Origin of the sequence: Stenotrophomonas sp. 364 (assembly GCF_009832905.1) — a bacterium.
Taxonomy (GTDB): Bacteria; Pseudomonadota; Gammaproteobacteria; order Xanthomonadales; family Xanthomonadaceae; genus Stenotrophomonas; species Stenotrophomonas maltophilia_AP.
The window spans coordinates 1,718,953-1,745,031 of sequence record NZ_CP047135.1 but is presented as its reverse complement, the minus strand read 5'-3'; the positions used below and the strand labels follow the sequence as shown (position 1 = coordinate 1,745,031).

23 protein-coding genes are annotated in these 26,079 nt (G+C 68.6%); 12 read left to right on the top strand and 11 right to left on the bottom strand.

What is annotated here, in order from left to right; all coding sequences use genetic code 11:
• The first annotated feature begins 189 nt into the window (after positions 1-189).
• Complete coding sequence (locus GQ674_RS08130) at positions 190-591, top strand: MerR family transcriptional regulator (protein ID WP_159496652.1); 402 nt, start codon at positions 190-192, stop codon at positions 589-591.
• Between the two features lie 53 nt (positions 592-644).
• The gene (locus tag GQ674_RS08125) at positions 645-1,226 is read left to right on the top strand and encodes an NAD(P)H-dependent oxidoreductase (protein ID WP_159496651.1); all 582 of its coding nucleotides are present in this window, start codon (positions 645-647) and stop codon (positions 1,224-1,226) included.
• 343 nt (positions 1,227-1,569) lie between these two features.
• Here the strand turns inward: GQ674_RS08125 and GQ674_RS08120 are convergent, their stop codons facing one another.
• Genes GQ674_RS08120 through GQ674_RS08110 form a run of 3 tightly spaced genes read right to left on the bottom strand, consistent with a single transcriptional unit; the run spans position 1,570 to position 3,934 of the window.
• Entirely contained in the window at positions 1,570-1,824 is a 255-nt protein-coding gene (locus GQ674_RS08120; protein WP_159496650.1) for a DUF6587 family protein, read from the bottom strand.
• Positions 1,824-3,683 carry a ferrous iron transport protein B gene (gene feoB, locus GQ674_RS08115; RefSeq protein ID WP_159496649.1) on the bottom strand — a complete coding sequence of 620 codons (1,860 nt, stop codon included), beginning with the start codon at positions 3,681-3,683 and terminating at the stop codon, positions 1,824-1,826. The genes GQ674_RS08120 and feoB overlap by 1 nt, the downstream gene beginning before the upstream one ends.
• On the bottom strand, positions 3,680-3,934 hold the full coding sequence (locus tag GQ674_RS08110) for a FeoA family protein (protein WP_128098063.1): 255 nt from the start codon (positions 3,932-3,934) through the stop codon (positions 3,680-3,682). Before GQ674_RS08110 ends, feoB begins: the two co-directional genes overlap by 4 nt.
• A 124-nt stretch (positions 3,935-4,058) precedes the next feature.
• Here GQ674_RS08110 and GQ674_RS08105 point away from each other — a divergent pair, with 124 nt between their 5' ends.
• The 6 genes from GQ674_RS08105 (at position 4,059) to yeiP (ending at position 10,375) form a co-directional block, all read left to right on the top strand.
• Positions 4,059-4,847, top strand: coding sequence for an enoyl-CoA hydratase-related protein (locus GQ674_RS08105; protein WP_159496648.1), 789 nt, complete (start codon positions 4,059-4,061; stop codon positions 4,845-4,847).
• A gap of 10 nt (positions 4,848-4,857) precedes the next feature.
• Complete coding sequence (locus tag GQ674_RS08100) at positions 4,858-5,244, top strand: VOC family protein (protein WP_159496647.1); 387 nt, start codon at positions 4,858-4,860, stop codon at positions 5,242-5,244.
• A gap of 191 nt (positions 5,245-5,435) precedes the next feature.
• Complete coding sequence (locus GQ674_RS08095; RefSeq protein ID WP_159496646.1) at positions 5,436-6,329, top strand: hydroxymethylglutaryl-CoA lyase; 894 nt, start codon at positions 5,436-5,438, stop codon at positions 6,327-6,329.
• Positions 6,326-8,893 carry an EAL domain-containing protein gene (locus GQ674_RS08090; protein ID WP_159496645.1) on the top strand — a complete coding sequence of 856 codons (2,568 nt, stop codon included), beginning with the start codon at positions 6,326-6,328 and terminating at the stop codon, positions 8,891-8,893. The genes GQ674_RS08095 and GQ674_RS08090 overlap by 4 nt, the downstream gene beginning before the upstream one ends.
• A gap of 78 nt (positions 8,894-8,971) precedes the next feature.
• Positions 8,972-9,742: an SDR family NAD(P)-dependent oxidoreductase gene (locus GQ674_RS08085; protein ID WP_159496644.1), complete on the top strand. Its 771-nt coding sequence runs from the start codon at positions 8,972-8,974 to the stop codon at positions 9,740-9,742.
• A 66-nt stretch (positions 9,743-9,808) separates the two neighbouring features.
• Positions 9,809-10,375, top strand: a complete 567-nt coding sequence (gene yeiP / locus GQ674_RS08080; RefSeq protein ID WP_128098065.1) for an elongation factor P-like protein YeiP — start codon at positions 9,809-9,811, stop codon at positions 10,373-10,375.
• A gap of 189 nt (positions 10,376-10,564) precedes the next feature.
• Here yeiP and GQ674_RS08075 read toward each other — a convergent pair whose 3' ends face one another.
• The 4 genes from GQ674_RS08075 to GQ674_RS08060 all read right to left on the bottom strand — a co-directional run bounded on the left by GQ674_RS08075 (position 10,565) and on the right by GQ674_RS08060 (position 16,909).
• Positions 10,565-11,299: an MliC family protein gene (locus tag GQ674_RS08075; RefSeq protein WP_159496643.1), complete on the bottom strand. Its 735-nt coding sequence runs from the start codon at positions 11,297-11,299 to the stop codon at positions 10,565-10,567.
• Positions 11,300-11,398: 99 nt separating this feature from the next.
• Positions 11,399-11,788, bottom strand: a complete 390-nt coding sequence (locus tag GQ674_RS08070; protein ID WP_159496642.1) for a nuclear transport factor 2 family protein — start codon at positions 11,786-11,788, stop codon at positions 11,399-11,401.
• 1 nt (position 11,789) lies between these two features.
• Positions 11,790-14,903: a multidrug efflux RND transporter permease subunit gene (locus tag GQ674_RS08065; protein ID WP_159496641.1), complete on the bottom strand. Its 3,114-nt coding sequence runs from the start codon at positions 14,901-14,903 to the stop codon at positions 11,790-11,792.
• Between the two features lie 731 nt (positions 14,904-15,634).
• Complete coding sequence (locus tag GQ674_RS08060) at positions 15,635-16,909, bottom strand: efflux RND transporter periplasmic adaptor subunit (RefSeq protein ID WP_236546226.1); 1,275 nt, start codon at positions 16,907-16,909, stop codon at positions 15,635-15,637.
• Between the two features lie 24 nt (positions 16,910-16,933).
• Between GQ674_RS08060 and GQ674_RS08055 the strand changes: the two genes are divergently transcribed.
• A complete protein-coding gene (locus tag GQ674_RS08055) occupies positions 16,934-17,680 on the top strand; it encodes a response regulator (RefSeq protein ID WP_159499324.1) in 747 nt (248 codons plus the stop codon).
• The gene (locus tag GQ674_RS08050; protein WP_159496640.1) at positions 17,680-18,744 is read left to right on the top strand and encodes an ATP-binding protein; all 1,065 of its coding nucleotides are present in this window, start codon (positions 17,680-17,682) and stop codon (positions 18,742-18,744) included. The genes GQ674_RS08055 and GQ674_RS08050 overlap by 1 nt, the downstream gene beginning before the upstream one ends.
• Here the strand turns inward: GQ674_RS08050 and GQ674_RS08045 are convergent.
• The 3 genes from GQ674_RS08045 to GQ674_RS08035 are packed head-to-tail and all read right to left on the bottom strand — an operon-like array spanning position 18,722 to position 22,286.
• Positions 18,722-20,539, bottom strand: a complete 1,818-nt coding sequence (locus tag GQ674_RS08045) for a DUF4105 domain-containing protein (protein WP_159496639.1) — start codon at positions 20,537-20,539, stop codon at positions 18,722-18,724. The genes GQ674_RS08050 and GQ674_RS08045 overlap by 23 nt on opposite strands.
• Positions 20,539-20,838 (bottom strand): DUF2388 domain-containing protein, encoded by a 300-nt coding sequence (locus tag GQ674_RS08040; RefSeq protein WP_128095854.1) that lies wholly within the window; start codon positions 20,836-20,838, stop codon positions 20,539-20,541. The genes GQ674_RS08045 and GQ674_RS08040 overlap by 1 nt, the downstream gene beginning before the upstream one ends.
• Before the next feature lie 59 nt (positions 20,839-20,897).
• Positions 20,898-22,286 carry an FAD-binding oxidoreductase gene (locus GQ674_RS08035; protein ID WP_159496638.1) on the bottom strand — a complete coding sequence of 463 codons (1,389 nt, stop codon included), beginning with the start codon at positions 22,284-22,286 and terminating at the stop codon, positions 20,898-20,900.
• 186 nt (positions 22,287-22,472) lie between these two features.
• Here GQ674_RS08035 and serA point away from each other — a divergent pair, with 186 nt between their 5' ends.
• Entirely contained in the window at positions 22,473-23,714 is a 1,242-nt protein-coding gene (gene serA, locus GQ674_RS08030; RefSeq protein WP_128095852.1) for a phosphoglycerate dehydrogenase, read from the top strand.
• 81 nt (positions 23,715-23,795) lie between these two features.
• On the opposite strand, the gene GQ674_RS08025 is transcribed toward serA, so the two are convergent.
• Entirely contained in the window at positions 23,796-24,377 is a 582-nt protein-coding gene (locus GQ674_RS08025) for an NUDIX hydrolase (protein ID WP_201290230.1), read from the bottom strand.
• A 183-nt stretch (positions 24,378-24,560) separates the two neighbouring features.
• Here GQ674_RS08025 and GQ674_RS08020 point away from each other — a divergent pair, with 183 nt between their 5' ends.
• Positions 24,561-26,039, top strand: coding sequence for an amino acid permease (locus GQ674_RS08020; protein WP_159496637.1), 1,479 nt, complete (start codon positions 24,561-24,563; stop codon positions 26,037-26,039).
• The last annotated feature ends 40 nt before the right edge of the window (positions 26,040-26,079 follow it).

Here is a 26,079-nt window from a genome sequence, read left to right as displayed (position 1 = left end):
GCGCGCAGGCCTGCACAAGGGGAAATGCCGCGCACATCCCGGCCGGCGCGATGCAACGGCACCAGACCGTTGTCGCGCCGCCCCGCCCGCTCCCGCTTGCTACCCTGTGCACCTGCTTTTTCCAGGCCTTGCCCATGCAGCTTTCGCAGCAACGTGTTCTTGTCACCGGCGACACGGTGCGCGACTGACATGCGCATTTCCGAGGTGGCCCGGCGCAGCGGCGCCAGCCAGAAAGCGATCCGCCTGTACGAGGCGCGTGGCCTGCTGGCCACGGTGCCGCGCATCAACCGGTACCGCGACTACAGCGAACAGGACCTCAACCTGGTGCTGTTGATCCGTCAGGCGCTGGTACTGGGCTTCCGACTGGCCGATGTGGCTGCGTTGCGACGGCCCGACGGAAGCATCGACTGGGACCGGGTGCAGGCCTTGCTGGCGTCACGCCAGCGCGCGGTGCGCGCCGACCTTGCGCGGCTGCGGCAGCTGGACAGCGCCTTGACCGACCTGCGTGCCGAGGTGGCCGTTCTGGCCGCCGAGGGCCACAGCGGCCCGCTCGATGCCTGCCTCGCCCAAGGCGCGTGCGTGGCCGCTTGACTCTGCCCCATGGGGCAGACCGTAGCCTGCACCGCCCGGCAACGAGCGCCCGCATGTCCCGATCCATCGTCATCCTGCTTGGCCACCCCGACCGCGACAGCCTGTGCGGTGCGCTGGCCGAGCGGTACCAACACGCCGCGCTCGCCGCCGGCCACCCGGTGCAGCTGTTCGCGCTGGGCGAGATCGATTTCGACCCGATCCTGCGCCACGGCTACCGCCAGATCCAGCCGCTGGAGCCGGGCCTGGAGCAGATCAACGCCGCCATCGCCGGCTGCGAGCATCTGGTCCTGGTGTATCCCACCTGGTGGGGCGGCATGCCGGCGTTGCTCAGAGGTTTCTTCGACCGCGCCTTCCTGCCTGGCGTTGCCTTCCGGTACCGCGCCGATTCGGTGTGGTGGGACCGCCTGCTGGCCGGACGCAGCGCACGGGTGATCACAACCCTGGACACCCCGCCTTGGTACTACCGCTGGGTCTACCGCATGCCGGGGCACCAGCAGATCCGGCGGACGATCCTTGAATTCTGCGGCATCCGGCCGGTGAAGATAAGCGGCTTCGGGCCGGTGCGCAGCGCCTCCGCGGCGCAGCGCGAGGCCTGGCTGCAGCAGGCCGAGCAGCTGGGCCGCCAGGCCCGCTGACCCGCCGTAGCGCCGGGCTCTGCCCGGCTTGCGTCAGATCACCGCAGCATCGGCCGAAGAGCAGCCGGGCAGAGCCCGGCTCTACGCGGCTTGCGCCAGATCGCCGCGCGAATGACCGAAGTGCACCCCCGTAGCGCCGGGCTCTGCCCGGCTTGTGTCAGATCACCGCAGCATTGGCCGAAGAGCAGCCGGGCAGAGCCCGGCGCTACGCGGCTTGTGCCAGATCGCCGCGCGAATGACCGAAGTGCACCCCCGTAGCGCCCGGCTCTGCCCGGCTTGTGTCAGATCACCGCAGCATTGGCCGAAGAGCAGCCGGGCAGAGGCCGGCGCTACGGGGCTTGCGTCAGTGCTGTTTCGGGGTGCTCGGGCCGCAGCTGTCGCAGCCGCCACACGCGCCACCGCCGCCGCTGGCCGGCGGCGCGATTTTCCGCCCCAGTGCCTGAAGCCAGGCGGCGCGCTGCGGCTTCACCAGCCCCAGCGCGATCGCCCCACGCGCCTTGCGCACGGTGCCGGGGAACTGCTTCTTCAGCACCACCCAGGCACTGACCATGACGATCAGCACCACCACGATGTACTGCAGCAGCAGGCCGGTGCTCATCAGCCGCCGCCCAGTGCCACGGTCACCTGGTAGGTGACCAGCGCGGCAACATAGGCCGCCGCGAACAGGTAGACGGTGGCAAAGCCCACCTGCTTCCACGAGTTGGTTTCACGCTTGATCGTGGCCAGCGTGGAAATGCACATCGGCGCATAGATGAACCACACCAGCAGCGACAGGCCGGTGGCCAGCGACCAGCCATGGGCCACCACCGGGGTCAGCGCCTGGATCGCCGCATCGTCGTCGGCGGCGGACAGCGCATAGATCGTGGCCAGCGAGGACACCGCCACTTCACGCGCGCCCATGCCCGGGATCAGGGCAATGCAGATCTGCCAGTTGAAGCCCAGTGGCGCGAAGATCGTGGTCATCGCATGACCGATCTGGCCGGCAAAGCTGTAGTCGATGGCCGGCATGGTCGCGTTGGCCGGGGCCGCCGGGAACTTCAGCAGCACCCACAGCAGGATGGTCAGCGACAGGATGATGCCGCCCACGCGCTTGAGGAAGATCATGCCGCGCTCATACAGGCCCACGGCCAGGTCGCGCGGGTGCGGGATGCGGTAGGACGGCAGCTCCAGCATCAGCGGGTGCTCGCTCTTGTCGCGGCGCCACTTCTTCATCACCCACGACATCACCAGCGCGCTGAGGATGCCGGCCATATACAGGCCAAACAGCACCAGCCCCTGCTGGCTGACAAAGCCCCACAGGGTTTTGGCCGGAATGAACGCGCCGATCAGCAGCGCATACACCGGCAGCCGCGCCGAGCAGGTCATCAGCGGCGCCACGAGAATGGTCGCCAGGCGGTCGCGGGGGTCCTGGATGCTGCGGGTGGCCATGATGCCCGGCACCGCGCAGGCGAAGCTGGACAACAGCGGGATGAACGAGCGTCCGGACAGCCCCGCGGCGGCCATCATGCGATCCAGCAGGAACGCCGCGCGCGGCAGATAGCCCGATTCTTCCAGGGCCAGGATGAAGGCGAACAGGATCAGGATCTGCGGCAGGAACACCACCACCCCGCCGACGCCGGCAATGATGCCGTCGGTGATCAGGCTGGTCAGCGGGCCTTCGGGCAGCACCGCGGCCACGTTCTCGCCCAGCCAGCCGAAGCCGGCTTCGATACCGTCCATCAGCGGCGTGGCCCAGGCGAACACTGCCTGGAAGATCAGGAACATCACCACCACCAGAGTGATCAGCCCGAACACCGGGTGCAGGAGCCAGCGGTCCAGCGCATCGTCGATCTTCGCGGTGCGGGTGGGCATGCTGACCGACGCGGCCAGGATGCCGCGCACCTGCGCGTGGTAATCCACCGCCGCGTCCGGCACCGCCACGGGCGCCTGCAGGTGCGGCACCATCGCGTCCAGCCGCGCGACCAGCGCCTGGGCACCGTTGCGGCGCACCGCCACGGTTTCCACCACCGGCACGCCGAGCGTCTGTTCCAGCGCCGGCACGTCGATCTTGATGCCCCGGCGCTCGGCCGCGTCCACCATGTTCAGCGCCACGATCATCGGCTTGCCCAGCTCGCGCAGTTCCAGCGCGAAGCGCAGGTGCAGGCGCAGGTTGGTGGCGTCGATCACGCACAGCAGCACATCCGGCGCGGCCTCGCCCGGGTAGAAGCCCCGGCACAGGTCGCGGGTGATCGCTTCGTCCAGGCTGGCCGGCTGCAGGCTGTAGGCGCCCGGCAGGTCGAGCACGGCGAACTCACGGCCGGATGGCGCACGCAGGCGGCCTTCCTTGCGCTCGACGGTCACGCCGGTGTAGTTGGCCACCTTCTGGCGGCTGCCGGTGAGCTGGTTGAACAGCGCGGTCTTGCCGCTGTTGGGGTTGCCGACCAGCGCCACGCGCAGGGGTGCGGTCGCCGCGTTCATGCCGGCACCCCGACGGGCAACGCGGTCACATGGACACGCCGGGCCTCGCTGCGGCGCAGGGCAAAGCGGGTAAACCCGACCTGTACCAGCAGCGGCTCACCGCCCACCGGACCACGGGCGACCAGACGCACATCTTCACCCTTGACGAAGCCCAGCTCCTTGAGCCGGCGGGCGATGGCATCGTTGGCGTGTAGTTCCTGCACCGATTCCACCAGGGCGGAGCTGTGCAGGGGCAGATCGGACAGCGTCACGGAGCGCCTTGTGGTTGATAGGAATGGTTATCAATTCTAGCATCGCCGCGTCGCGTCATGGCCGCTGCCCCATGGCCCGCTATGATCTGTACATGTATGGAGCAACCACAGGTCCCCTGCCCCCATGAGTGATGCATTACGGATAGAACGCAGCGCCTCGGTGCTGACGCTGTGGCTGAACCGCCCCACCCTGCACAACGCCTTCGACGCAGCCCTGATCGCCCAGCTCACCGCAGCGTTGGAGGCGGCCGGCCGTGACGAACAGGTCCGCGCGGTGGTGCTGGCCGGCCAGGGCGCGTCGTTTTCGGCGGGCGCGGACATGCAGTGGATGCGCGGGATGGCCGCCGCCAGCGAGGAAGACAACCGCGAGGATTCGCTGGCGCTGGCGCGGCTGATGCGCACCCTGGACGAGCTGCCCAAGCCCACCATCGCACGGGTCCAGGGCGCCGCCTTCGGTGGCGGGGTGGGGCTGGTGGCCTGCTGCGACATCGCCATTGCCAGCACCGCCGCCCGCTTCGGGCTGACCGAAAGCCGGCTGGGCCTGCTGCCGGCGGTGATTTCCCCCTACGTGATCGACGCGATCGGCCCGCGCCAGGCCCGCCGCTGGTTTGCCACCGGCGAGCATTTCGATGCCGAGACCGCGCTGCGGATCGGCCTGGTACACCAGCTGATCGAACCTGAACGCATCGACGAGGCGGTCCAGCGCCAGCTGGGCCTGCTGGACAAGGCCGGCCCGGTGGCCTCGGCCTCGGCCAAGGAACTGGTGCGCCGGGTCAGCGTGGGTCGCGACCGCGACGCGCTGGACCGCGACAACGCCGCGCTGATCGCGCGCCTGCGGGTGTCGGCCGAGGGCCAGGAAGGCCTGGGCGCCTTCCTGGACAAGCGCGCCCCGCATTGGGTCACCCAGGACTGAGGACACGCACATGCTTGACCACATCGGGATCCGCTGCACCGACTTCACGCGCAGCCTGTCGTTCTTCCAGCAGGCCCTGGCCCCGCTGGGCATCACGGTAGTGATGCAGGTCAGTGCCGAACAGACCGGCGACCATGACCATGCCGGCTTCGGCCGCACCGGCAAGCCGGACTTCTGGATCGGCAACGCCCCCGGCGCCCACGGCGGCGTGCACGTGGCCTTCAGTGCCGACAACCGCGAGGCGGTGGATGCGTTCCACCGCGCCGCACTCGCCGCCGGTGGCCAGGACAATGGCGCCCCGGGCATCCGCGAGTACTACCACCCGAATTACTACGGGGCGTTCGTGCTCGACCCGGACGGCAACAACATCGAAGCGGTCTGCCACCGCCCGGGCTGAGCGCCCCGGTCGCCCCCGACGACCGCAATCCTTCCGCGCGGGCTGGCCGCTTTGTCGCCCAGCCCGCGTATCCCCCTTTCGTGGCCCGCCGGGGAACGTGGGCCGCCCTCTTTTCCCTGGTATCCCTGTGACCCGACCCCTGCCCCTTCTGCAGCCTGCTGTGCGCCGTCCCGTCCGCCGGGAGGCCTGCCATGGATGATGTCGTCCGCATCGTCGAAGTCGGCCCGCGCGACGGCCTGCAGAACGAAGCCCAGCCGGTGGCCACCGCCGACAAGATCGAACTGATCCGGCAGCTGTCGCTGACCGGCCTGCGCACCATTGAAGCCACCAGCTTCGTCAGCCCGCGCTGGGTGCCGCAGTTGGCCGACGCCGCCGAGGTCTACGCCGGCATCGAGCGCCGCCCCGGCATCGCCTACCCGGTGCTGGTGCCCAACGAACAGGGGTACGACCGTGCCCGCGCCGTGGGCGTTTCGGAAGTGGCGGTGTTCACCGCCGCCTCGGAAACCTTCAACCGCACCAACACCAACGCCGGCATCGACGAATCGCTGGCGCGCTTCGCCCCGATCCTCGAACGCGCCAAGGCCGACGGGGTCAAGGTGCGCGGCTACGTCTCCACCGTGCTCGGCTGCCCCTACCAGGGCGAGGTGGCGGTCAGCGAGGTGGTGCGGGTTGCGCGCGCCCTGCACGAAATGGGCTGTTACGAAATCTCGCTGGGCGACACCATCGGCGTGGGCACCCCGCGCAAGGCCCGCGCGATGCTGCACGCGGTCGCCACCGAACTGCCGATGTCGGCGCTGGCCGTGCATTTCCACGACACCTACGGCCAGGCACTGGCCAACATCGACGCGTGCCTGGAAGAAGGCGTGCGCGTGGTGGACTCGGCCGTGTCCGGCGCCGGCGGCTGCCCGTACGCGAAGGGCGCCAGCGGCAATGTGGCCAGCGAAGACGTGGTGTACCTGCTGCACGGGATCGGCATGCGCACCGGCATCGACCTGCCGGCGCTGGCCGCGACCGGCCGCTGGCTGGCGGCGCGGCTGGGCCGCGAAACCGGCAGCAAGGCCGGCAAGGCGCTGGCGGCCACATGAGCCGCCGCGGCCCGCGCCGGAACGTTGCGGTCGGTGACCATCTCACCGCCCACGTTCACGCGCTGGCCGCCATGGATCGTGCGCTGGCCAGTCCGCCCGCCGAAGCCGACCTGCACACCCTGCTGCGGGAGGTGCAGCAGGCGCTGCAGGAGGCGATGGATGATCGCCAGCTGGCGCTGCGCCGGTATGCCGCACTGTTCGATGCCGTGCCGGACCCGGTCAGCATCCTCAGCGAAACGGGCGTGGTGCTGGACCTCAACAAGGCCGGCGTGCGCGCCTACGGCCGCCCGCGCGAGGACATCGTCGGGAAGCCGATCGAACTGCTCAATCCGGACCTGCCCAACGACCACCTGGACCCGGTGTGGGAAGCGCTGCACCGGGGCGAAACCTACGTCATCGAAGTGACCAACATGCGCGGCGACGGCAGCCGCTTTCCGGTGGAGGTGCACTCGGCCGGCTTCGAGCACCAGGGCGAGCATTGCATCGTGGCGGTGGCGCGCGACCTGAGCAGCCGCTGGCAGGCAGAATCGCGCTACCGGCTGCTGATGGAGTCGATCGACAAAGGCGTGGTCCTGTTCGACAGCCACCTGCGCGTGGTCTCGGCGAACCCGGCCGCGCACCGCATCCTGGGCACCGCCGGCAACGGCGGCAGCCTGCAGGCGATGCTGGCCCCGGACGACTGGATCTGCGTGGACGAACACGGCCACCCGCTCACCCGCGAGCAATGGCCGGCGGCAGTGTCGCTGCGTACCGGCCGGATCATCCGCAGCACCATCGTCGGGCTGTACCACCGCCCACGCGGCCGCATGATCTGGATCTCCACCACCAACGTGCCGGTGTTCGGCACCGGCCGCGACTGCCCGGACCACGTGTTCGGCATGTTCAGCGACATCACCGAACTCAAGCGCACCAATGCGCTGTTCGACCGCGCCCAGTCGCTGGCACACATCGGCGGCTGGGAGTGGGACCGCGGCCTGCAGCGGCTGTACCTTACCGACGAGGCCAACCGCATCCTCGGCCAGGAGCTGCCCCTGCACGACATGGCGCACCTGCTGGAATGCCTGCGCGTGGACGACCGCTCGCAGCTGCAGCAGGCGCTGCTGGACGTGATCGACAAGCAGGCGCCGTTCGAACTGGAGCTGCAGGGCCAGCGCAGCGACGGCCATTCGTTCTGGGTGCGCATGATCGGCGAGGCCGAAGCGGGCGACGTGGATGCCGCGCGCATCGCCGGCACCGTGCAGGACATCACCGCGCGCAAGCAGGCCGAGGAAACCCTGCGCATCCAGGCCCGTACCGACCCGCTCACCGGCATCATGAACCGCGATGCGGTGCTCAACGACCTGGCCGCACGCATGGCCAACCCGACCCATTGCCGGGTGGCGGTGCTTTACATCGACCTGGACCGGTTCAAAACCGTCAACGATCTGCTGGGCCACAACGCCGGCGACGAACTGCTGATCGACGCCACCCGCCGCATCGCCACCGCGATCGGCACCGAAGGGCTGCTGGCGCGCTTCGGCGGCGACGAGTTCCTGGTGGTCTGCGACACCCGCGACCAGGCCAACCAGCCCGAGCGCCTGGCCGAGGCGATCACGCGCGGGTTCAGCACCCCGTTCCGCTTCGGCAGCGACGAATTCGCGGTCACCACCAGCATCGGCATCGCCCGCGCGCCGCAGGACGGGCTGCGCCCGCAGCAGCTGATCCAGAACGCCGACATCGCCATGTACGACTGCAAGCGCCGTACCCGCAACGGCTGGCAGGTGTTTTCACCGGAGCTAGCGCAGCGCCAGCACGACCGTCTGCAGATCGAAAGCCGCCTGCACCGCGCGCTGGACGACGATGAGTTCCACCTGGTCTACCAGCCGCAGGTCAGCCTGCACGATGGCCGCATGGTGGCTGCCGAGGCCCTGATCCGCTGGCGCAACTCGCAGCTGGGCGAACTGCGCCCGGACATCTTCATTGCACATGCCGAAAGCACCGGCGACATCGTGCGGATCGGCTTGTGGGTACTGCGCGAGGCCTGCCGCCAGGTGCGCCAGTGGCAGGATGCCGGGCTGGGCATCGTGCGTGTGGCAGTGAATGTGTCCTACCGGCAGTTCGTCGGCGAGGACCTGGCCCGCCACGTGCGTCAGGTGCTGGACGAGTTCGGCCTGCCCGGCAGCGCGCTGGAGCTGGAGTTCACCGAGCGGGTGCTGATCGAGGACGCGCCGGACACCCTGCAGACCTTCGCGCGCCTGCGCGACATGGGCGTGCAGCTGACCATCGACGACTTCGGCGAAGGCTACAGCGCACTGAACTACCTGCGCCGGCTGCCAATCCACGGGCTGAAGCTGAGCCAGTTGTTCGTCGAGGGCGTGCCGGGCAACCGCTCCGACGAAGCAGTGTGCGAGGCGGTCTGCGGCATCGCCCGCAGCCTGGGGCTGGGGCTGGTCGCCGAGGGGATCGAATCGGAGCCGCAGCGGCGTTTCCTGCAGGCGCTGGGGGTGACGGTCGGGCAAGGGTTCCTGTTCGCGCCCGGGCTGGCGCCGGATGAATTCGCCCGGCGCCTGACACCCCGCCACTGAGCCCGGCGCGCAGCGCACAACAGCGGCACCCCCGGCTTCCGTTAGAATCGGCGGTTCCTGATCCAGCGGAACCTTGCGATGCAGCTGTCTTCTGTCCGTGCCGTCATCACCGGTGGCGTCTCCGGCCTCGGCCTGTCCGTGGCCCAGTTCCTGGTTGCCCAGGGCGGCAAGGTCGCCCTGTTCGATCTCAATGACGACAAGGGCGCGGCCGCCGTGTCTGCGCTTGGCGCCGACAACGCGCGCTACTTCACCACCAACGTCAGCGACGAGGCGGCCGTGGCCGCGCAGATCGATGCCGCACACGACTTCCTGGGCGGCCTGAATGTCGCCATCAGCTGCGCGGGCATCCTCGGTGCCGGCCGCGTGCTGGGCAAGGAGGCGCCGATGCCGCTGGCCAACTTCCAGACCACGGTGATGGTCAACCTGGTGGGCAGCTTCAACGTCGCCAAGGCCGCGGCCAACCGCATGCAGCACAACACCCCCGGCGACGACGGCGAGCGCGGGGTGATCATCAACACCGCCAGCGTGGCCGCCTACGAGGGCCAGATCGGCCAGGCCGCGTATTCGGCGTCCAAGGGCGGCGTGGTCAGCATGACCCTGCCCATGGCACGCGAGCTGTCGCGCTTCGGCATCCGTGTGATGACCATCGCCCCGGGCATCTTCTGGACCCCGATGGTCGATGGCATGCCGCCGGCCGTGCAGGAATCGCTGGCCGCTTCGATTCCGTTCCCGCCGCGCCTGGGCAAGCCGGACGATTTCGCCGGCCTGGTCGGCCATATCCTGGGCAACACCTACTTGAACGGCGAAACCATCCGCCTGGACGGTGGCGTGCGCCTGGCGCCGAAGTAAACACATACCCATCCCGCCGGGCGCCCGGACTGGCACCCTGACCTCCCACGAACCGACCTTCATTCCATGAAAGCCAACGACATCAAGAAAGGCAACGTCGTCGAATACAACAACGGCGTCTACCAGATCCGCGACATCGAGCGCAGCTCGCCGCAGGGTCGCGGCGGCAACGTCCGCTTCCGCTTCATCATGTACAGCGTGCCGGGCGGCAACAAGCTCGATGCCAGCTTCGATGCCGACGACAACCTGCCCGAAGTCGAACTGCTGCGCCGCCAGTCCACCTATTCCTACAAGGACGGCGACGCGTTCGTGTTCCTGGACGACGAGGACTACACCCCGTACATGGTCGACGCGGAAGTGCTGGGCGATGACGCCGGGTACATCACCGATGGCCTGACCGGCATCTACGTGCAGGTGATCGACGAGACCCCGGTGGGCGTGCAGCTGCCGACCAGCGTGGTACTGGAAGTGGTCGAAACCCCGCCGGAAATGAAGGGCGGCACCGCCACCAAGCGCCCGAAGCCAGCCAAGCTCAGCACGGGCATTGAAATCATGGTGCCCGAGTACATCGCCAACGGCGAGCGCGTGCTGGTCAACACCGCCACCGGTGAGTTCGCCGGTCGTGCCGACTAGTCGGTAAAGCTGTCCCAAACGGGTAGAGCTGACCCAAACAGGTAGAGCTGACCGTTGGTCAGCTGCCTGTGCTGCAAACCGGTAGAGCTGACCGTTGGTCAGCTGCTCGTGACGCAAGCCGGTAGAGCTGACCGTTGGTCAGCTGCTTCTGCTTCCGATGCCAACAACGCAGCCGACCAACGGTCGGCTTTACGGCTTGGCGGCCAGGGCCGGGGCCCCGGCAAAATCACCACAGCCGTGATATTGGCGGGCGCCTACGGTCAACATGGCCGTGGCACCGAACGCCTGCCCACTCATGTCGTCCTGGCACACGGTGCGCTGGAACGTCAGCTTCACCGGCGTGCCATCGGCCGCCTTGCCCGACCAGCCATCCTTGCCCTGGGTGGGCGCAGCGATCTCCAGCGTGCGCTGCCCGTAGTCGGTTTCCACGCGCAGGTGCGGCGTGGTGCCGGCGGCCACTTCGGCCAGCCAGCCCGGCTCGTTGCCGGTGGCGCGGAAGCCGGCCGCAGTGGCGTCCTGCGCGGTCGGCAGCGGCGCCGCAGCGCCCTGTTCACCACTGCCCGTGCAGGTGCGATCCGGCTCGCCCTTCAACTGCAGCGTGCCTTCGGTGGTGCCCTTGGTCCAGAAGACATTGCCCTGCCCGTCACCGTAGCGCGCGCCGGACGCCGCCGGTTCCGATGCCATCGGATAGGTGCGACCTTCCACCACGACACTGGCCGAATCCTGGCCGCGGTAGGTGGCCTGCACGGCGACGTCGCCACACTGGAACGCGTAGCTGCGTTCGTCGGAGGTGGCAGCGGCCATGGGCGGCGGCGCCTCGCCCGCACCCGCCTCGCTGGCGTTGCCCTCGGCACGTTGCGCGGGCTGACAGGCGCTCAGGCCGGTGGCGATGGCCAGGCTGAAAAGCCACGGGGATGCACGCATGTTGGACTCCTTGCGGTTGTTGCGATCAGCGAACCATCGTAGCCCGCAGCCTGCAGCAGGAGGTGAAGCAGCCCTGACTCCACGGGCTGCAGCATCGGTTCAGACCAAGCGCGGCGGCAGCAGTCCGATCGACAGCAGGTGCACGCCGGCCGTGTTCGATGCGGTGGCCCATACCCGCAGCAGGCGCAGCGCACGCGCGTGTTCGCCGCCCGCGTCGGCATAACGCAGCCGCACGTCGCTGGACACCAAGGTCAGCTGCCCGCACACCAACGGCTCCACCGCGCCCTGTTCGAGCGCGCTGATCCGCAGCTGTCCGGTTGACCATGCCGTGAGGAAGGGATGGGCGCCCAACCACTGCCCTGCCCCGTCGCTGAAAAACAGCGACGGCGACAGCCAGGCCTGCAGTGCGTCCACGTCCTGCGCCAACAGCAGCTGCAGCACTTGCGCCTCGGCCGTTGCGATGGTGTGTTCAAGCACGGTCGTGCTCATGTCATTCCTCCCGGCGTCGCCGCCATGGCCAGCGCCAGCGGCGTGCGCCCTGCACCAGTACGTAGAACAGCGGCACGAAGAACACCGCCAGTACGGTGGCGGTCAACATCCCGCCAAAGACCCCGGTGCCGATCGCGTGCTGGGTTTCGGCCGATGCGCCGGTGGCCAGCATCAACGGCACCACGCCCAGCGCGAACGCCAGCGAGGTCATCAGGATCGGGCGCAGCCGCAGCCGTGCCGCCTCGATCGCGGCCTCGACCAGACCGTGCCCCTGCAGCTGCAGCTGGCGCGCGAACTCCACGATCAGGATCGCGTTCTTGGCCGACAGCCCGATCACGGTGATCATCCCGACCTTGAAGAACACATCGTTGGGCAACCCGCGCATCAGCACCGCCGCCACCGCGCCCAGCAGGCCCAGTGGCACCACCAGCAACACCGCCGCCGGGATCGACCAGCTTTCATACAGCGCGGCCAGCACCAGGAACACCACCAGCATCGACAGCAGCATCAGCCACGGCGCCTGCGCACCGGAGGCGCGCTCCTGCAGCGACTGCCCGGTCCAGGCCAGCGCGAAACCGGCCGGCAGCTGCCGCGCCAGCCGCTCCATCTCGGCCATGGCCTGGCCGCTGGACGCGCCCGCTGCCGCATTGCCGGACAGGCTCAGCGACGGGAAGCCCTGGTAGCGTTCCAGCTGCAACGGCGTCTGCGACCACACCGGGGTGACCAGTTCGGCCAGCGCCACCATGCCGCCCTTGGCGTTGCGCACGTGCAGCTTGAGCACGTCGTCCACCTGCATGCGGTGCGGTGCGTCGGCCTGCACGATCACCTGCTGCAGGCGACCGGCATTGGGGAAATCGTTGACGTACTGCGAGCCCATCGCCGCCGATAGCGTGTCGCTGATCGCACTGAAGCCCACACCCATGGCCTGCGCCTTGTGCCGGTCGATCTCCAGCCGCACGGTACTGCCCGAGGGCAGGCCTTCGGCATGCACGTCGCGCAGCAGCGGGCTGGCCGCGGCCAGCGCCAGCAACTGCTGTTGTGCGGCCTGCAGCTGCGCCTGACTCTGGCCGGTGCGCGCCTGCAGGCGCAGGTCGAACCCGGACGAGGTGCCCAGGCTGTCGATCGCCGGCGGGGTCACCACGATCACCCGCCCTTCCGGCGCGGCGGCCATGGCCTGCTGCGCGCGTTCCACCTCGTCGGCCACGGTGGCACCGGCGCGGGCGCCCCAGTCGTGGAGCATGGTGTAGGCCATCGCCGCGTTCGGCCCGGAGCCGGCGAAGCTGTAGCCCATGATCGCCTGGTTGGAGGCGATGCCCGGGCGCGCGGCAATGTGCGCTTCATAGCGTTGCATCACCTCCAGGGTGCGTTCGGCGGTGGCGTCGGCCGGCAGCTGTATGGAGGTCATGAAGTAGCCCTGGTCCTCTTCGGGCAGGAAGGCGCCGGGCAGCAGGTGCAGGCCCAGCCCCAACGCCACCACGAGCGCGGCGAACACGGCCATGCTGCGCCCGCCGCGCTGCAGGATGCGCACCACCCGCCCCTGGTAGCCGCGGGTCATGCGCGCCATGCCACGGTTGAACGCGCCGAAGAAACCACCGCGCCCGTGGTGGCCACGCGTGCTCGGCTTGAGCAGCGTGGCGCACAGCGCGGGGGTGAGGGTCAGCGCCAGCAACGCCGAGAACAGGATCGACACCGCCATGGCCAGGCTGAACTGCCGGTAGATCGCGCCCACCGAACCATCCGCGAGCGCCATCGGAATGAACACGGCGGTGAGCACCAGGGTGATGCCGATCACCGCACCGGTGAGCTCCTTCATCGCCTTGGCGGTGGCCTCGCGTGGCGGCAGACCTTCTTCGGCCATGATCCGCTCGACGCCTTCCACCACCACGATGGCATCGTCGACGATGATGCCGATCGCCAGCACCATGCCGAACATGGTCAACACGTTGATCGAGAAGCCCGCCGCCAGCATCACCGCGAAGGTGCCCAGCAGCGCGATCGGCGCCACGATGGCCGGGATGAGCGTGTAGCGGATGTTCTGCAGGAACAGGTACATCACCGCAAACACCAGCACCATCGCCTCGACCAGGGTGATGAGCACTTTCTGGATCGAGATCGCCACGAACGGCGCGGTGTCGAACGGCACCGTGGCGTGCATGCCCACCGGCAGGGTGGGTTCGAGTTCGGCCATGCGCGCGCGTACCGCGCCGGCCACCTTCACGGCATTGGCCCCGGGCGACAGCTGGATGGCCGCCGCAGTGGCCGGCGCGCCGTTCTCGCGGGTGGACCACGCATAGCTTTCGGCGCCCAGCTCGACCCGGGCCACGTCACCGATGACCACGCGGGAGCCATCCGGATTGGCGCGGAGCACGATGGCGGCGAACGCCTCGGGCGTACTCAACTGGCCTTCCACGGTGAGCGGAATGGTGACCCGCTGGCCTGGCACCGCCGGGGAATCGCCGACCCGGCCGGGGGCGATCTGCGCGTTCTGTTCGCTGATCGCGGTGGTCAGATCACCCAGGGTCAGGCGGTAGGCCACCAGCTGCGCCGGGTCCACCCAGATACGCATCGCACGTTCGGCACCGAACAGCTGCACGCGGCCAACGCCCTCGATACGCCGCAGTTCTTCGACGATGTTGCGCGCCATGTAGTCGCTCAGGGCCACTTCGTCCAGGCGGCCATCGGTGGAGCGCAGTCCGACCAGCATCAGGAAGCCCGAATCGGCGGCCTCCACGCCCAGCCCGTTCTGGCGCACCGCCTGCGGCAGCCGCGATTCGATCGCCTTGATGCGATTCTGGACGTCCACCTGGGCCAGCTCCGGATCGGTGCCCGGGCGGAACGTGGCGGTAATGGAGGCCTCGCCCGAGGTATCGGTGGACGAGGAGAAGTACAGCAGGTGCTTGACCCCGGACAGCTCGCGCTCGATCAGCCCGACCACGGCATCGTTCATGGTCTGCGCCGACGCCCCGGGATAGCTGGCATAGATGCTGATACTGGGCGGCGCAACGCTGGGATAGCGCTCGATCGCCAGGCGCGGAATGGCCAACGCACCGGCCAGCACCACGAAAATAGCCAGCACCCACGCAAACACCGGGCGCTCAATGAAAAACTGCGGCATGCAACATCCTCTCGCCCTCGCACCGCGGCGAAAGCAGCCGGTGCAGTGGCATCGTCATCCACAAAAAAGGTTCTTTGTCGTACTGCGGGATTGCTCACGCCACTGCGATGCAAGAGCAAGAGCAAGAGCAAGAGCTACTGTCCGCGCCTGCACTGGTTTGGGCTGGTGGGGGTGGGTTGGCGGGAAACGTTGCAAGACCCGCTCCGCGGCCCGGCCCAGCCGCTGGCGGCTGGGCGTTCGGTCGCAAGCGAGGCAATGCCTCGCAAGCAATGCGCCCTCACCCCTGTAAGCTCCGTCGCCGCATCCATGCGGCTCAGGGTCCCGCAACCCCACCCGCACCAGCCCCTGACAGATTGCGGTGCGCACAGGAGAGCAAAGCGACCAGCGCTTCCGCCCTGCCAGCCTTTTGGTACAAACCGAAGTCCGCCCTCGCCAAGCCGCGCATAGACGCAGAAGGCATACCGACGTTGCTTCGCTCCTCGCTCGCCCAAGGCCACCAGCCCACTGTCGAGGGTCGGGGTGGGTGGGTTCACGGGACCCTGAGCGCCATGGATGGCGCGACGGAGCCTACATGGGTGAGGGCGCATTGCTTGCGAGGCATTGCCTCGCATGCGACCGAACGCACAGCCGCCAGCGGCTGGGCCGGGCCGCGGAGCGGGACTTGCGGCGTGTCCCGTGAACCCACCCACCCCGGCCCAGCCAGAGACCAGGTGCAAAAAGCAGCTTTTGCCCTAGCGCGAGCCAACGGCCTTCGCGGCAGTGGCAGTAGTAGTGGCAACAGCAGCCGGCTGCCAAGGTCGGGCCGTCACCGCCATCCCTTCCTGCAACCGATCCTGCCCTTCCACCACCACCCGCTCGCCGGCCTGCAGCCCATGGCTCACCACGTACTGCCGGCCCACCTGCCCATCCACCTCGATGGTCCGGATCACCGCCTTGCCCTCCTTCCCTACCACCCACGCATACGACTGCCCGCCCGTACTCCGCAGCACCGACTGCTGCGGCACCAGCAACGCACCCACCTGCACCCCGCGCGGCACCCGCGCCCGCACGAACATCCCCGGCAACAACCGCCGCGCCGGGTTGTCCACCACGATCCGCAACACAATGTCGCCCGTCTCCGCGTCCACGTTGATCCCCGAAAACAGCATCCGACCCTGCTCCGCATACGGCGTCCCGCCCGTACCCAGCAACGTCACCGGCAAACCCTTCGCCGCATCCAGCTGACCGGCCACCACCGCACGCTGGATACCCTCCAGCATCGACGCCGGCTGCCGCACATCCACGTACACCTGGTCCACCTGCTGCACCACCGCCATCGGCGTCGCATCGCTTGCCGTCACCAGCGCCCCTTCGGTCACCAATGCCTCATCGATACGCCCCGCGATCGGCGACGCCACCGTCGCATAGCGCAGATCCAGCTGCCGCCGCGCCAGCGTCGCGCGCGCCTGCGCCACATCCGCCACCGCCTGCTGGTGCTCGGCATGCGCATCGTCACGCGCCTGCTGGCTCACCGCCTGCGCCGCCGCCAATGAGCCCAGCCGCGCCGACTGCACCTGCGTCCGCACCACCGCCGCCTCACTGCGCTGCAGCAACGCCCGCGCACTGTCCACCTCCGCCTGGAACGCCGCCGGGTCGATCTGGAACAGCGGCGTACCCGCCTCCACCTCCGCCCCCTGCGCGAACAACCGCCGCTGCACGATCCCGCCCACCTGCGCGCGGATCTGCGCCGTACGCACCGCGGCCACCCGGCCCGGCAACTCGTCGTCACGCTGCACCGTCGCAGGCGAAAGCGACACCACGGTCACCTCCGGCACCGCTACCGACGCCACCTCTTCCTTGGTACATCCCGCAAGCATGACCGCAAGCACCGCCCATACAGCGGTTTGAATCCTGTTGGTTTTCATCAGCAGCACAGGGCCGCACGCGCGGCCAGAATCATGAATGGCGAAGTCTGCGGCGCCTGCGTGGGGTTTCGATGGAGGAACTGTGGAGATACGATGGAGCACAAGCACCTTCTGGCCCTGCCCCGCATGCACGCCACCGATTCGCCCAGCGCCGCCGCGCACTGGGACCGCTCGCTCAACGCGCTGGTCCTGATCGTCGAAGACGAACCGGAAATCGCCGACATCGTGGCCGCCTACCTGCATCGCGAAGGCCTGCGCACGGTGCGCGCGCAGGACGGCATCGGCGCTTTGGCCATGCACCGCAGCGCCCGCCCCGACCTGATCCTGCTCGACGTACAGATGCCCGGCATGGACGGCTGGACCGTCCTCAACACCGTCCGCCAGCGCGGCGACACGCCGGTCATCATGCTCACCGCCCTGGACCAGGACCTGGACAAGCTCACCGCGCTGCGCATGGGCGCCGACGACTACGTCGTCAAACCGTTCAACCCGGCCGAAGTGGCCGCCCGCGTGCGCGCCGTCCTGCGCCGCACGCTCAATGCGCGTGGCCAGGCCAAACCCGGCATCCTGCGCGTCGGCAGACTGGTGATCGACCCCGAAACCCACGCCGTCCACGTCGAGGGCGACGGCTACAGCCATGAACTGCTGCTCACCCTGACCGAGTACAAACTGCTGCACTGCATGGCACTGGCCCCGTCACGGATCTTCAGCCGCAGCGAACTCATGCACGAGTGCCTGCCCGAGAGCGAAGCCCTGGAGCGCACCGTGGACAGCCATGTCAGCAAGCTGCGGCGCAAGCTCGACGACGTGGGCCTGGGCAACGTGCCGGCCAGCGTGCGCGGCGTGGGCTACCGGCTGGCGGCCGACCACTGATGCGCCGCCCGGGCCTGAGCCGGCACATCGTGGTATCGATGTCGCTGATGGTGCTGGCGGTGATCGTGATGGTGATCCTCAGCTCCTACCTGCTGTATGCGGTGCTGGTGAACTTCTACCCCTACGCCGAGGAACCCACCGGCTGGGCCCCCACCGGCCCCGAACTGGTGTGGGTGGCCGCGGTCACCCTGCTCGGGCTGGCCGTGGCCGTGGCTGCCTCGGTGCGGCTGTCGCAGCGCATCCTGACCCCGCTCAATTCGGTGGTGGACAGCATCGGCAAGCTGGCCGGCGGCGACCTCGGCGCGCGCGCCGCCGCCAGCGACCGCTCGCTGGGCGAAGTGGCGCTGCTGGTGGACGACTTCAACGCCATGGCCCGCCGCCTGCAGAACATGGATGCCGACCGGGTCATGTGGCACGCCGCCATCGCCCACGAACTGCGCACCCCGGTGACGATCCTGCGCGGCCGCCTGCAGGGCCTGGCCGAGGGCGTGTTCCAGCCTGATGAAGCGCAGTTCCGCAGCCTGCTGGCCCAGGTTGAAGGCCTGTCCCGGCTGATCGAAGACCTGCGCGTGCTCAGTCTGGCCGACAGCGCCCGGCTCGACGTACGCCGCGCGCGCAGCGACGTGGTGCATGAAGTCCATTCGGTGATGACCCTGGTCGACCCCGGCTTCCGCAGCGGCGGTTTCGTGCTGGAACTGGAAACCTCGCGCGAGGAGCATCCGGCCCACTGCGATCCCACCCGCGTGCGCCAGGCCCTGATGGCGCTGTTGGAGAATGCGCGCCGCTACGCCACGCCGGGGCGCGTGCGCATCGCCGTGCATGACACCGCCACCCACGTGCAGGTCTCCATCGACGACGAGGGCCCGGGCATCGACCCCGCCCTGAGCGCCCACATCTTCGACCCGTTCATGCGTGGCGATGGCTCGCGTTCACGCCAGCGCGGCGGCAGCGGGCTGGGCCTGGCGGTGGTCAAGGCCATCGCCGATGCCCATGGCGGCCGCGTCTCGTGCACCGCCAGCGCGCTCGGCGGCGCACGCTTCGTCATCGAACTGCCGCGCCAGTAGCGGTTTCCTCGCGCGCCAGGGTACGCATGCGCGCGCCCAGCCGGTCCAGGTTGTCCTCGATGGTGACCAGTTCCTGCTGCTGTGCCGCCGGCAGGCGCGCCCGCAGCTGCTGTTGCAGCTGCTGCCAGGCCGGTACGGCGCGGGCGCTGATGGCTGCGGTAGATGCTGCTGCGGCCGCCCGCTCGCTGCCCAGCGGCAGGCCGTAGCCGCCGGCCGGCAGCAGCGCCGCCGGACTGACCAGCTGGCCGGTGTCGTGCAGCAGCGCCATCAAGGTGTCGCGCGCCGGGTCGGTGCCGTGTGCGGGGTTGCCCAGGGTGCGCTTGAGCTGGTCGCGCGCGCGCAGTTCTTCGCGTTGGCGTGCTGCCTGTTCCAGCAGCAGCAACGCGGCCGTGGCACGCAGCCCCCCCTGATCCAGCCACGGCGCCCGCTGTGCTGCCGGACGCAGCAGCCATGCGGTCACCTCGGGGGTGCCCAGCGGCAGTTCACGCCGCGCCACCTCGAACAGCTGCTGGTAGTGATCCTTCGCCGAGGCGAAGTAGTAGCCCTGGCGGGTCGCCTCTGCGCGGTTCTGCAGGACGGTTGGATCGGCCCGCCCTTCTCGCGTCAGGCGCGTCAGCAGGCCACGCGGGGTGATGCGGTTCAGGCCGGGCGTGGCCCAGGCCGGCACGCCTTCCTGCAGCAGCTTGCCGGTTTCCACCGCGCAGTTGTTGCTCACGAACAGGTACTTGCCGTCATAGCTCCAGTGCACCTGGGCCGCGCGCTCGAGCAGGCTGGCAATCTCGCCGGGCTGCAGACGCAGCGGCACCGACGACAGACCACGCAGTTCCAGCTGGGTGTACTCGTTGATCACCTGGTTCAGTGGCAGCACGAACAGGCGCGACGGATACGACCCGGAGAGCCCGCGCCAACTGGAAATCTGCACATCGCCGACAAATGCGCGGAACGACAACACCCGGTGGTACGACAGGTCCATCCTGCAGGCCGGCCCCGGCGCGCGGCCCGGTGCGCAGATCACCAGCCGCAGCATGCTATGGCCCCAGCGGCTCATCAGCTGGTCGTTGCCCTCGGCGAGCAGGTAGTCGACCGCGTACACGCGGGCGGGGTCCACCTGCAGCAGCGATGCGGCGCCGGACGCGTCGTCGGCCTGTACCAACGGCAGGCGTGCGTCGCAGTCGGCCGCGTGCCCGCTGGCACCGATCTGCGCGGTGAACCAGGCGTGCAATGCCGGGCGACGGCAGGCATACGCCGGGTCGAGCACGAAATGCTCGGCGTTGACCGCCAGGTACTCCGCCGGGCTGGTCCGCTCGTAAGCGTCGGGGCTGCGCGTGCTGAAATGATTGCCGGTGCGGCCCAGCCGCCAGGGGCGCTGCTGCCAGCCACTGAGGTCGCGCCATCGCGCGGTCTGCGACCAGCCCCCACCCGGGCCGCGGTCCAGCACATGGGCGAGTTCATGAATCAGCGCGGCCTGCAGCGCGCGCGGCAGTGGTTCACCCGCGCGTACGTCAGCCAGCAGGTCACGGCGCAGGGTGATCGCGCCACGGCGGGTGCGGCCATGCACGTGGTCGGGAAGCGTGGACGACCAGCGCACCCGTACCGGGCGATCAAAACGGGCCTGCCAGGCGGCAGGCACTACGTGCTGCACGTCCTGCAGCGCGCGTTCGGCGGCCAGGATCTGCTGCCCATCGAGTCCGTCCGGCTGCAGCTCGAACTGCAGTTCGGCTTGCGCGAAGGGACTGGCCAACAGCGCCGCCAGGGCCGCCCAACGCCAGCGGCGGGCCCGGCGACGCGCCTGCATCAGCGTGCCAGCAGGGTCCGGGCCAGCGCCAGGTCGCTGGCATCACGCTGCGCGGCATCGTGTTCGCGCAGGTGCAGCAGGGCCGCTTCCAGGCGGGCGCCGCGGATGGCACCGTCGCTGGCGACGAACGCCGCCGCGTCTTCGCGCGCATCCAGCACGATCTTGTCATCGTCCGAGCTGGACGAACCGGCCGACGAGGCACCGGAGGCGGAGCCAGCGGACGAGCCGGCGAAACTGGAGGCCAGCGCGGGCAACGGCAGGGCAAGGACGGCAAGAAGCAGGATCGGACGCATCGTCATGGTGTCGTTCGAAGTGGGAAAGCGCAGAGCGTATAGCCTGTGTGAAGACCTGTCGCGTCCTAGAGGTCGAACAGCTTGCCGGGATTCAGCAGCCCTTCGGGATCAAACGCTCGTTTGACCGCTTTCATCAAAGCGATTTCCGGTGCACTGCGGGTGCTGTCCAGGTAGCCCTTTTTGACCAGCCCGATGCCGTGTTCGGCCGAGATGCTGCCGTCGAACCGGGCCAGCACCTGCGCCAGCAACGTGGTGACGTGTTCGCACTGGGCCAGGAATTCCGCGTCTTCGGTGCCATCAGGCTTGAGCACGTTGATGTGCAGGTTGCCGTCGCCGATGTGGCCGAACCAGACCACATCGAAGTGCGGATACGCCTGCCCGATCAGCGCCTGGGTTTCGGCCATGAACGCGGGCATCGCCGAGATTCGCACCGACACATCGTTCTTGTACGGCTTGTAACGCGCCACCGCCTCGGTGATGCCTTCGCGCAGGCGCCACAGCTGTGCGGCCTGCGCATCGCTGGCACTGACCACGCCATCGCTGACCCAACCCTGCTCCATGCAGGCCTCGAACGCCGCCATCGCGGCGGCCTCCTGGGCCTCGTCGCCCGCTGCGAATTCGGTGACCACGTAGAACGGGTGCACCTGCTCGAACGGCGCCTGCGCACCGTGCGCAAGCACGTGTTCCAGCGCGCGGTCGGTAAAGAATTCAAAGGCCTGCAGCTGCATCCGCTCACGGAACGCGGCGAACACCTGCATCAGCACCTCGAAGCTGGGCAGTGCCAGCAGCATCACGTTGCTGGCCGGCGGCGGATCGGTCAGCCGCAGCGTCGCTTCGACGATGACGCCCAGGGTGCCTTCGGAGGCGATCAGCAGCTGGCGGAAATCGTAGCCGCTGGAATTCTTGATCAGGCCCTTGTTGAGCTCCAGCAGCTCGCCACTGGCGGTGACCACCTTCAACCCGGCAATCCACTCGCGGGTATTGCCGTAGCGGATCACGCGGATGCCGCCGGCGTTGGTGGCGATGTTGCCGCCGATCGAGCAGGAGCCCCGCGCGGCGAAGTCCACCGGGTAGATCAGCCCGTGTTCCAGCGCCGCGTTGTGCACCGCCTCCAGCGCCATACCGGCCTGTACGGTCAGAGTGCGGTCCACCGCATCGAAGGCCAGCGGCTTGTTCATCCGCTCCAGGCTGAGCACCAGCTCGCCGTGCGCAGCCACCGCGCCTCCGGACAGGCCAGTGCGGCCGCCCGAGGGCACCACGGCCACCTGCTGCGTGCTCGCCCAGCGCAGGATCGCCTGCACCTCCTCCACGCTGCCTGGCAGGGCGATCGCCAGGGGTGCCGGGGTCCAGCGCCGGGTCCAGTCGCGCCCGTAATGCTCCAGGTCGGCCGGTTCGGTCGTGAGCCGCAGCCCGGGGCAGTCCTGCAACAGCGAAGAAAGGCGCGGGTCGGTCATGGCGGCACGGCAGGACAAGGGAATTCCCAAGCGTAGCAGACACCCCGGAGGGCTTGGCCGCCGGCGTCCGGTTGCGCGTGTCAAAGGATGCATCTGAAACCATCGCCGCGCCGATTGGCGCACTGCACAATCCCCCGCCCGTTCTGGCATAGTTGGGCGCTCCCGCCCTACAGCTGCGCCCCGCCCATGTCGCCGAAGAAGACCTCGTTCCCGAAGCAGGATATCCGCGTGCTGTTGCTGGAGGGGGTGAGCCAGACCGCGATCGACGTGTTCACCGCCGCCGGCTATTCGCAGATCGAACTGCACAGCAAGGCGCTGCCGGAGGACGAGTTGAAGGCACGCATCGCCGAAGCGCACATCGTCGGCATCCGCTCGCGTACCCAGCTCAGCGCCGACGTGCTGGCCAACGCCAAGCGCCTGATGGCGGTAGGCTGCTTCTGCATCGGTACCAACCAGGTCGACCTGGACGCGGCCGAACTGGCCGGCATCCCGGTGTTCAACGCGCCCTACTCCAACACCCGCAGCGTGGCCGAACTGGTCATCGCCGAAGCGATCATGCTCACCCGTGGCATCCCGCAGAAGAATGCCGAATGCCATCGCGGCGGCTGGTCCAAATCCGCCGCCGGCAGCCACGAAGTGCGCGGCAAGACGCTGGGCATCATCGGCTATGGCCATATCGGCACCCAGGTGGGCGTGATGGCCGAGGCCATGGGCATGCAGGTGATCTTCCACGACGTGGAAACCAAGCTGTCGCTGGGCAATGCCCGCGCGGCCATCAGCCTGGACGACCTGCTGTCGCGTGCGGACATTGTCACCGTGCACGTGCCGGAAACCCCGGCCACGCAGTGGATGATCGGCGCCGAACAGCTGGCCCGCATGCGCCCCGGCGCGCACCTGATCAACGCCGCACGCGGCACCGTGGTCGATATCGACGCGCTGGATGCGGCCCTGCATGCGGGCCACATCGGGGGCGCGGCACTGGACGTGTTCCCGATCGAGCCCAAGGGCAACGGCGATGCCTTCGTGTCGCCGCTGACCGCGCACGACAACGTGATCCTGACCCCGCACGTGGGCGGCAGCACGCTGGAGGCGCAGGACAACATCGGCGTTGAAGTGGCGGCCAAGCTGGTGCGCTACAGCGACAACGGCAGCACCCTGTCGGCGGTCAACTTCCCCGAAGTGACCCTGCCCGAGCACGAGGACAGCCTGCGCCTGCTGCACATCCACCAGAACGTGCCGGGCGTGCTGTCCAAGGTCAACGAGATCTTCTCGCGCCACAACGTCAACATCGACGGCCAGTTCCTGCGCACCGACCCCAAGGTGGGCTACGTGGTGATCGACATCACCGCCAGCGAGGCACAGGCCGGCGCGGTGCGCGACGAACTGGCCGCGATCCCGGGCACGCTGCGGACGCGCGTGTTGTATTGACCCCCAGGCAGGTATCGACCGTTGGTCGATACACCTTCGAACGGGAGCCGATCGCCCCACGCGACGACCAACGGTCGTCGCCTACCGGGCGAGCCAGCGCTTGGCCATGCGCGGCAGCGAGTCGTCGTTGTCCGGGGCGTCGATCACTGCCGCGGCCACGTCACGGATCTCCCGCCACGCCAGCGCCAGCGACTCTTCGCTGATCGCAAACTGTTCGCTGCCCACCGCCCGCACCACGTAGCGGGCGTCGTAATGCCAATGGCCCGGCACGTCCCTGCGTTCGGGGATCCAGTGCTTGTCGATGTCGAACAGCGCGCCATCCTCCAGCACGAGCCCGCTCAGCCCGGACTCTTCCTCCGCCTCCTTGAGCGCCACCCGGGCCAGGTTGCGGTCGCCGTCGGCATGCCCGCCCAGCTGCAGCCAGCGGTCCAGTTTGCGGTGGTGGGTGAGCAGCACGCGCTCCCCGTCGGCACTGACCAGCCATGCACTGCCGGTGAAATGACCGGCCAGCCGTTCACGCAGGAACGGGTTCTCCGGATCGTCCAATAGTGTGCTGAATTCGTCAGCCAGGGCGGCGTCGGCGGGCTGGCGCTGCGCATACGCAGCCAGTTGGGCACGCAGTTCAGCATCAGCAATGACAACGGATTCAGGGTTCAGCGACATGGTGGCGGGGGGTTCGGGCGGGATTTGTCGATTATCGCCGGGCCATGCTGCATTTGTGCTTGTGCGCGGGCTTCAGCTTTGGCTAAGGTACAGCGGGCCCCGCACGCTGGGGCGCCCAGTTGCCATCAAGGTGCCCGGCAATGTACCGCGCACCTCACCTTTGTCCATTTAGGGAAGCACTGCATGCTGAAGTCTCTGTTGAGGGTCAAACCGGTTGAACCCGCCGGCCACGTCGACGCGGGTGAACCCATCGAAGGCAGCCTGGACGGCGAAGCCACACTGAAACGGACCCTCACAGCCAAACACCTCATCATGCTCGGGATCGGCGCGGTGATCGGTGCCGGCATCTTCGTGCTGACCGGCCAGGCCGCGGCCAACCATGCCGGCCCGGCGGTCATGCTGTCGTTCGTGTTCGCCGGCTTCGCCTGCGCGCTGGCCGGCCTGTGCTACGCCGAATTCGCGGCAATGATGCCGGTCTCCGGCAGCGCCTACTCCTACTCCTACGCCACCCTCGGCGAAGGCATGGCCTGGTTCATCGGCTGGTGCCTGGTGCTGGAGTACCTGTTCGCGTCAGCGTCGGTCGCGGTGGGCTGGTCGGCCTACCTGATCAGCTTCATCACCACCACGCTGCACATGCCGTTCCCGGACGCGCTGAGCGCCGCACCGATTGCCTGGAACGGGCATGAGTTCGCCGCCTCCGGCAAGCTGTTCAACCTGCCGGCGATGCTAATCGTGGCGGCGGTGACCGGCCTGCTGTATGTGGGCGTGACCCAGTCTGCGTTCGTCAACGCGATCATCGTGGCCATCAAGGTCTTCGTGATCTGCCTGTTCGTGGGTATCGGCGCTGCCCACGTGGACCCGGCCAACTGGCACCCGTTCATTCCGGAAAACACCGGCGTGTCCGGCGAGTTCGGCTGGAGCGGCGTGTTCCGCGCGGCCACCATCGTGTTCTTCGCCTACATCGGCTTCGATGCGGTCTCCACCGCTGCCGGTGAAACCAAGGACCCGCAGCGCAACATGCCGATCGGCCTGCTCGGCTCGCTGGCGGTCTGCACCCTCGTCTACATCATCGTGTGCGCGGTGCTGACCGGCATGCTGCCGTACCACCTGCTGGGCACCGACAAGCCGGTGGCCACCGCGCTGGAGGCCTACCCGAGCCTGTCCTGGCTGAAGACCGCCGTGGAGATCGGCGCCATTGCCGGCCTGTCCTCGGTGGTGCTGGTGATGATGATGGGCCAGACCCGCATCGCCTACACCATTTCGCGCGACGGCCTGCTGCCGAAGGTGTTCGGCAAGGTCCACAAGCGCTTCCGCACGCCGTACTGGGCCACGATCGTGGTCGGCGTGATCGCCGCCGCACTGGCCGGCCTGGTGCCGCTGAACGTGCTTGGCGAGCTGGTCTCGATGGGCACCCTGCTGGCCTTCGCCACGGTCTGCGTGGGCGTGCTGATCCTGCGCTACACCCGGCCGGAGCTGACGCGTCCGTTCCGCGTGCCGATGGTGTGGGTGATCTGCCCGCTGGGCGCGGCGTCGTGCCTGTTCCTGTTCTGGCAGGCGTTCGTGGTGCATTGGCACCTGTTCGTGGGCTGGACGGTCCTGGGCCTGCTGATCTACTTCGGTTACGGCATGCGCCACAGCAAGCTCAATACGCCGTCGGCCTGATGCACCTGACGGGCCGGCCCAGCGCCGGCCCGTTCCACAT

Excerpts from the sequence above, each read along its gene's own strand:
- GQ674_RS08120 (WP_159496650.1), bottom strand. The coding sequence starts at position 1,824 with ATGAGCACCGGCCTGCTGCTGCAGTACATCGTGGTGGTGCTGATCGTC.
- GQ674_RS08025 (WP_201290230.1), bottom strand. The coding sequence starts at position 24,377 with ATGTCGCTGAACCCTGAATCCGTTGTCATTGCTGATGCTGAACTGCGT.
- GQ674_RS08040 (WP_128095854.1), bottom strand. The coding sequence starts at position 20,838 with ATGACGATGCGTCCGATCCTGCTTCTTGCCGTCCTTGCCCTGCCGTTG.
- GQ674_RS08070 (WP_159496642.1), bottom strand. The coding sequence starts at position 11,788 with ATGAGCACGACCGTGCTTGAACACACCATCGCAACGGCCGAGGCGCAA.
- GQ674_RS08075 (WP_159496643.1), bottom strand. The coding sequence starts at position 11,299 with ATGCGTGCATCCCCGTGGCTTTTCAGCCTGGCCATCGCCACCGGCCTG.
- yeiP (WP_128098065.1), top strand. The coding sequence starts at position 9,809 with ATGAAAGCCAACGACATCAAGAAAGGCAACGTCGTCGAATACAACAAC.
- GQ674_RS08095 (WP_159496646.1), top strand. The coding sequence starts at position 5,436 with ATGGATGATGTCGTCCGCATCGTCGAAGTCGGCCCGCGCGACGGCCTG.
- GQ674_RS08105 (WP_159496648.1), top strand. The coding sequence starts at position 4,059 with ATGAGTGATGCATTACGGATAGAACGCAGCGCCTCGGTGCTGACGCTG.
- GQ674_RS08125 (WP_159496651.1), top strand. The coding sequence starts at position 645 with ATGTCCCGATCCATCGTCATCCTGCTTGGCCACCCCGACCGCGACAGC.
- GQ674_RS08100 (WP_159496647.1), top strand. The coding sequence starts at position 4,858 with ATGCTTGACCACATCGGGATCCGCTGCACCGACTTCACGCGCAGCCTG.
- GQ674_RS08035 (WP_159496638.1), bottom strand. The coding sequence starts at position 22,286 with ATGACCGACCCGCGCCTTTCTTCGCTGTTGCAGGACTGCCCCGGGCTG.
- GQ674_RS08085 (WP_159496644.1), top strand. The coding sequence starts at position 8,972 with ATGCAGCTGTCTTCTGTCCGTGCCGTCATCACCGGTGGCGTCTCCGGC.
- feoB (WP_159496649.1), bottom strand. The coding sequence starts at position 3,683 with ATGAACGCGGCGACCGCACCCCTGCGCGTGGCGCTGGTCGGCAACCCC.
- GQ674_RS08065 (WP_159496641.1), bottom strand. The coding sequence starts at position 14,903 with ATGCCGCAGTTTTTCATTGAGCGCCCGGTGTTTGCGTGGGTGCTGGCT.
- GQ674_RS08130 (WP_159496652.1), top strand. The coding sequence starts at position 190 with ATGCGCATTTCCGAGGTGGCCCGGCGCAGCGGCGCCAGCCAGAAAGCG.
- serA (WP_128095852.1), top strand. The coding sequence starts at position 22,473 with ATGTCGCCGAAGAAGACCTCGTTCCCGAAGCAGGATATCCGCGTGCTG.
- GQ674_RS08020 (WP_159496637.1), top strand. The coding sequence starts at position 24,561 with ATGCTGAAGTCTCTGTTGAGGGTCAAACCGGTTGAACCCGCCGGCCAC.
- GQ674_RS08050 (WP_159496640.1), top strand. The coding sequence starts at position 17,680 with ATGCGCCGCCCGGGCCTGAGCCGGCACATCGTGGTATCGATGTCGCTG.
- GQ674_RS08055 (WP_159499324.1), top strand. The coding sequence starts at position 16,934 with ATGCACGCCACCGATTCGCCCAGCGCCGCCGCGCACTGGGACCGCTCG.
- GQ674_RS08090 (WP_159496645.1), top strand. The coding sequence starts at position 6,326 with ATGAGCCGCCGCGGCCCGCGCCGGAACGTTGCGGTCGGTGACCATCTC.
- GQ674_RS08045 (WP_159496639.1), bottom strand. The coding sequence starts at position 20,539 with ATGCAGGCGCGTCGCCGGGCCCGCCGCTGGCGTTGGGCGGCCCTGGCG.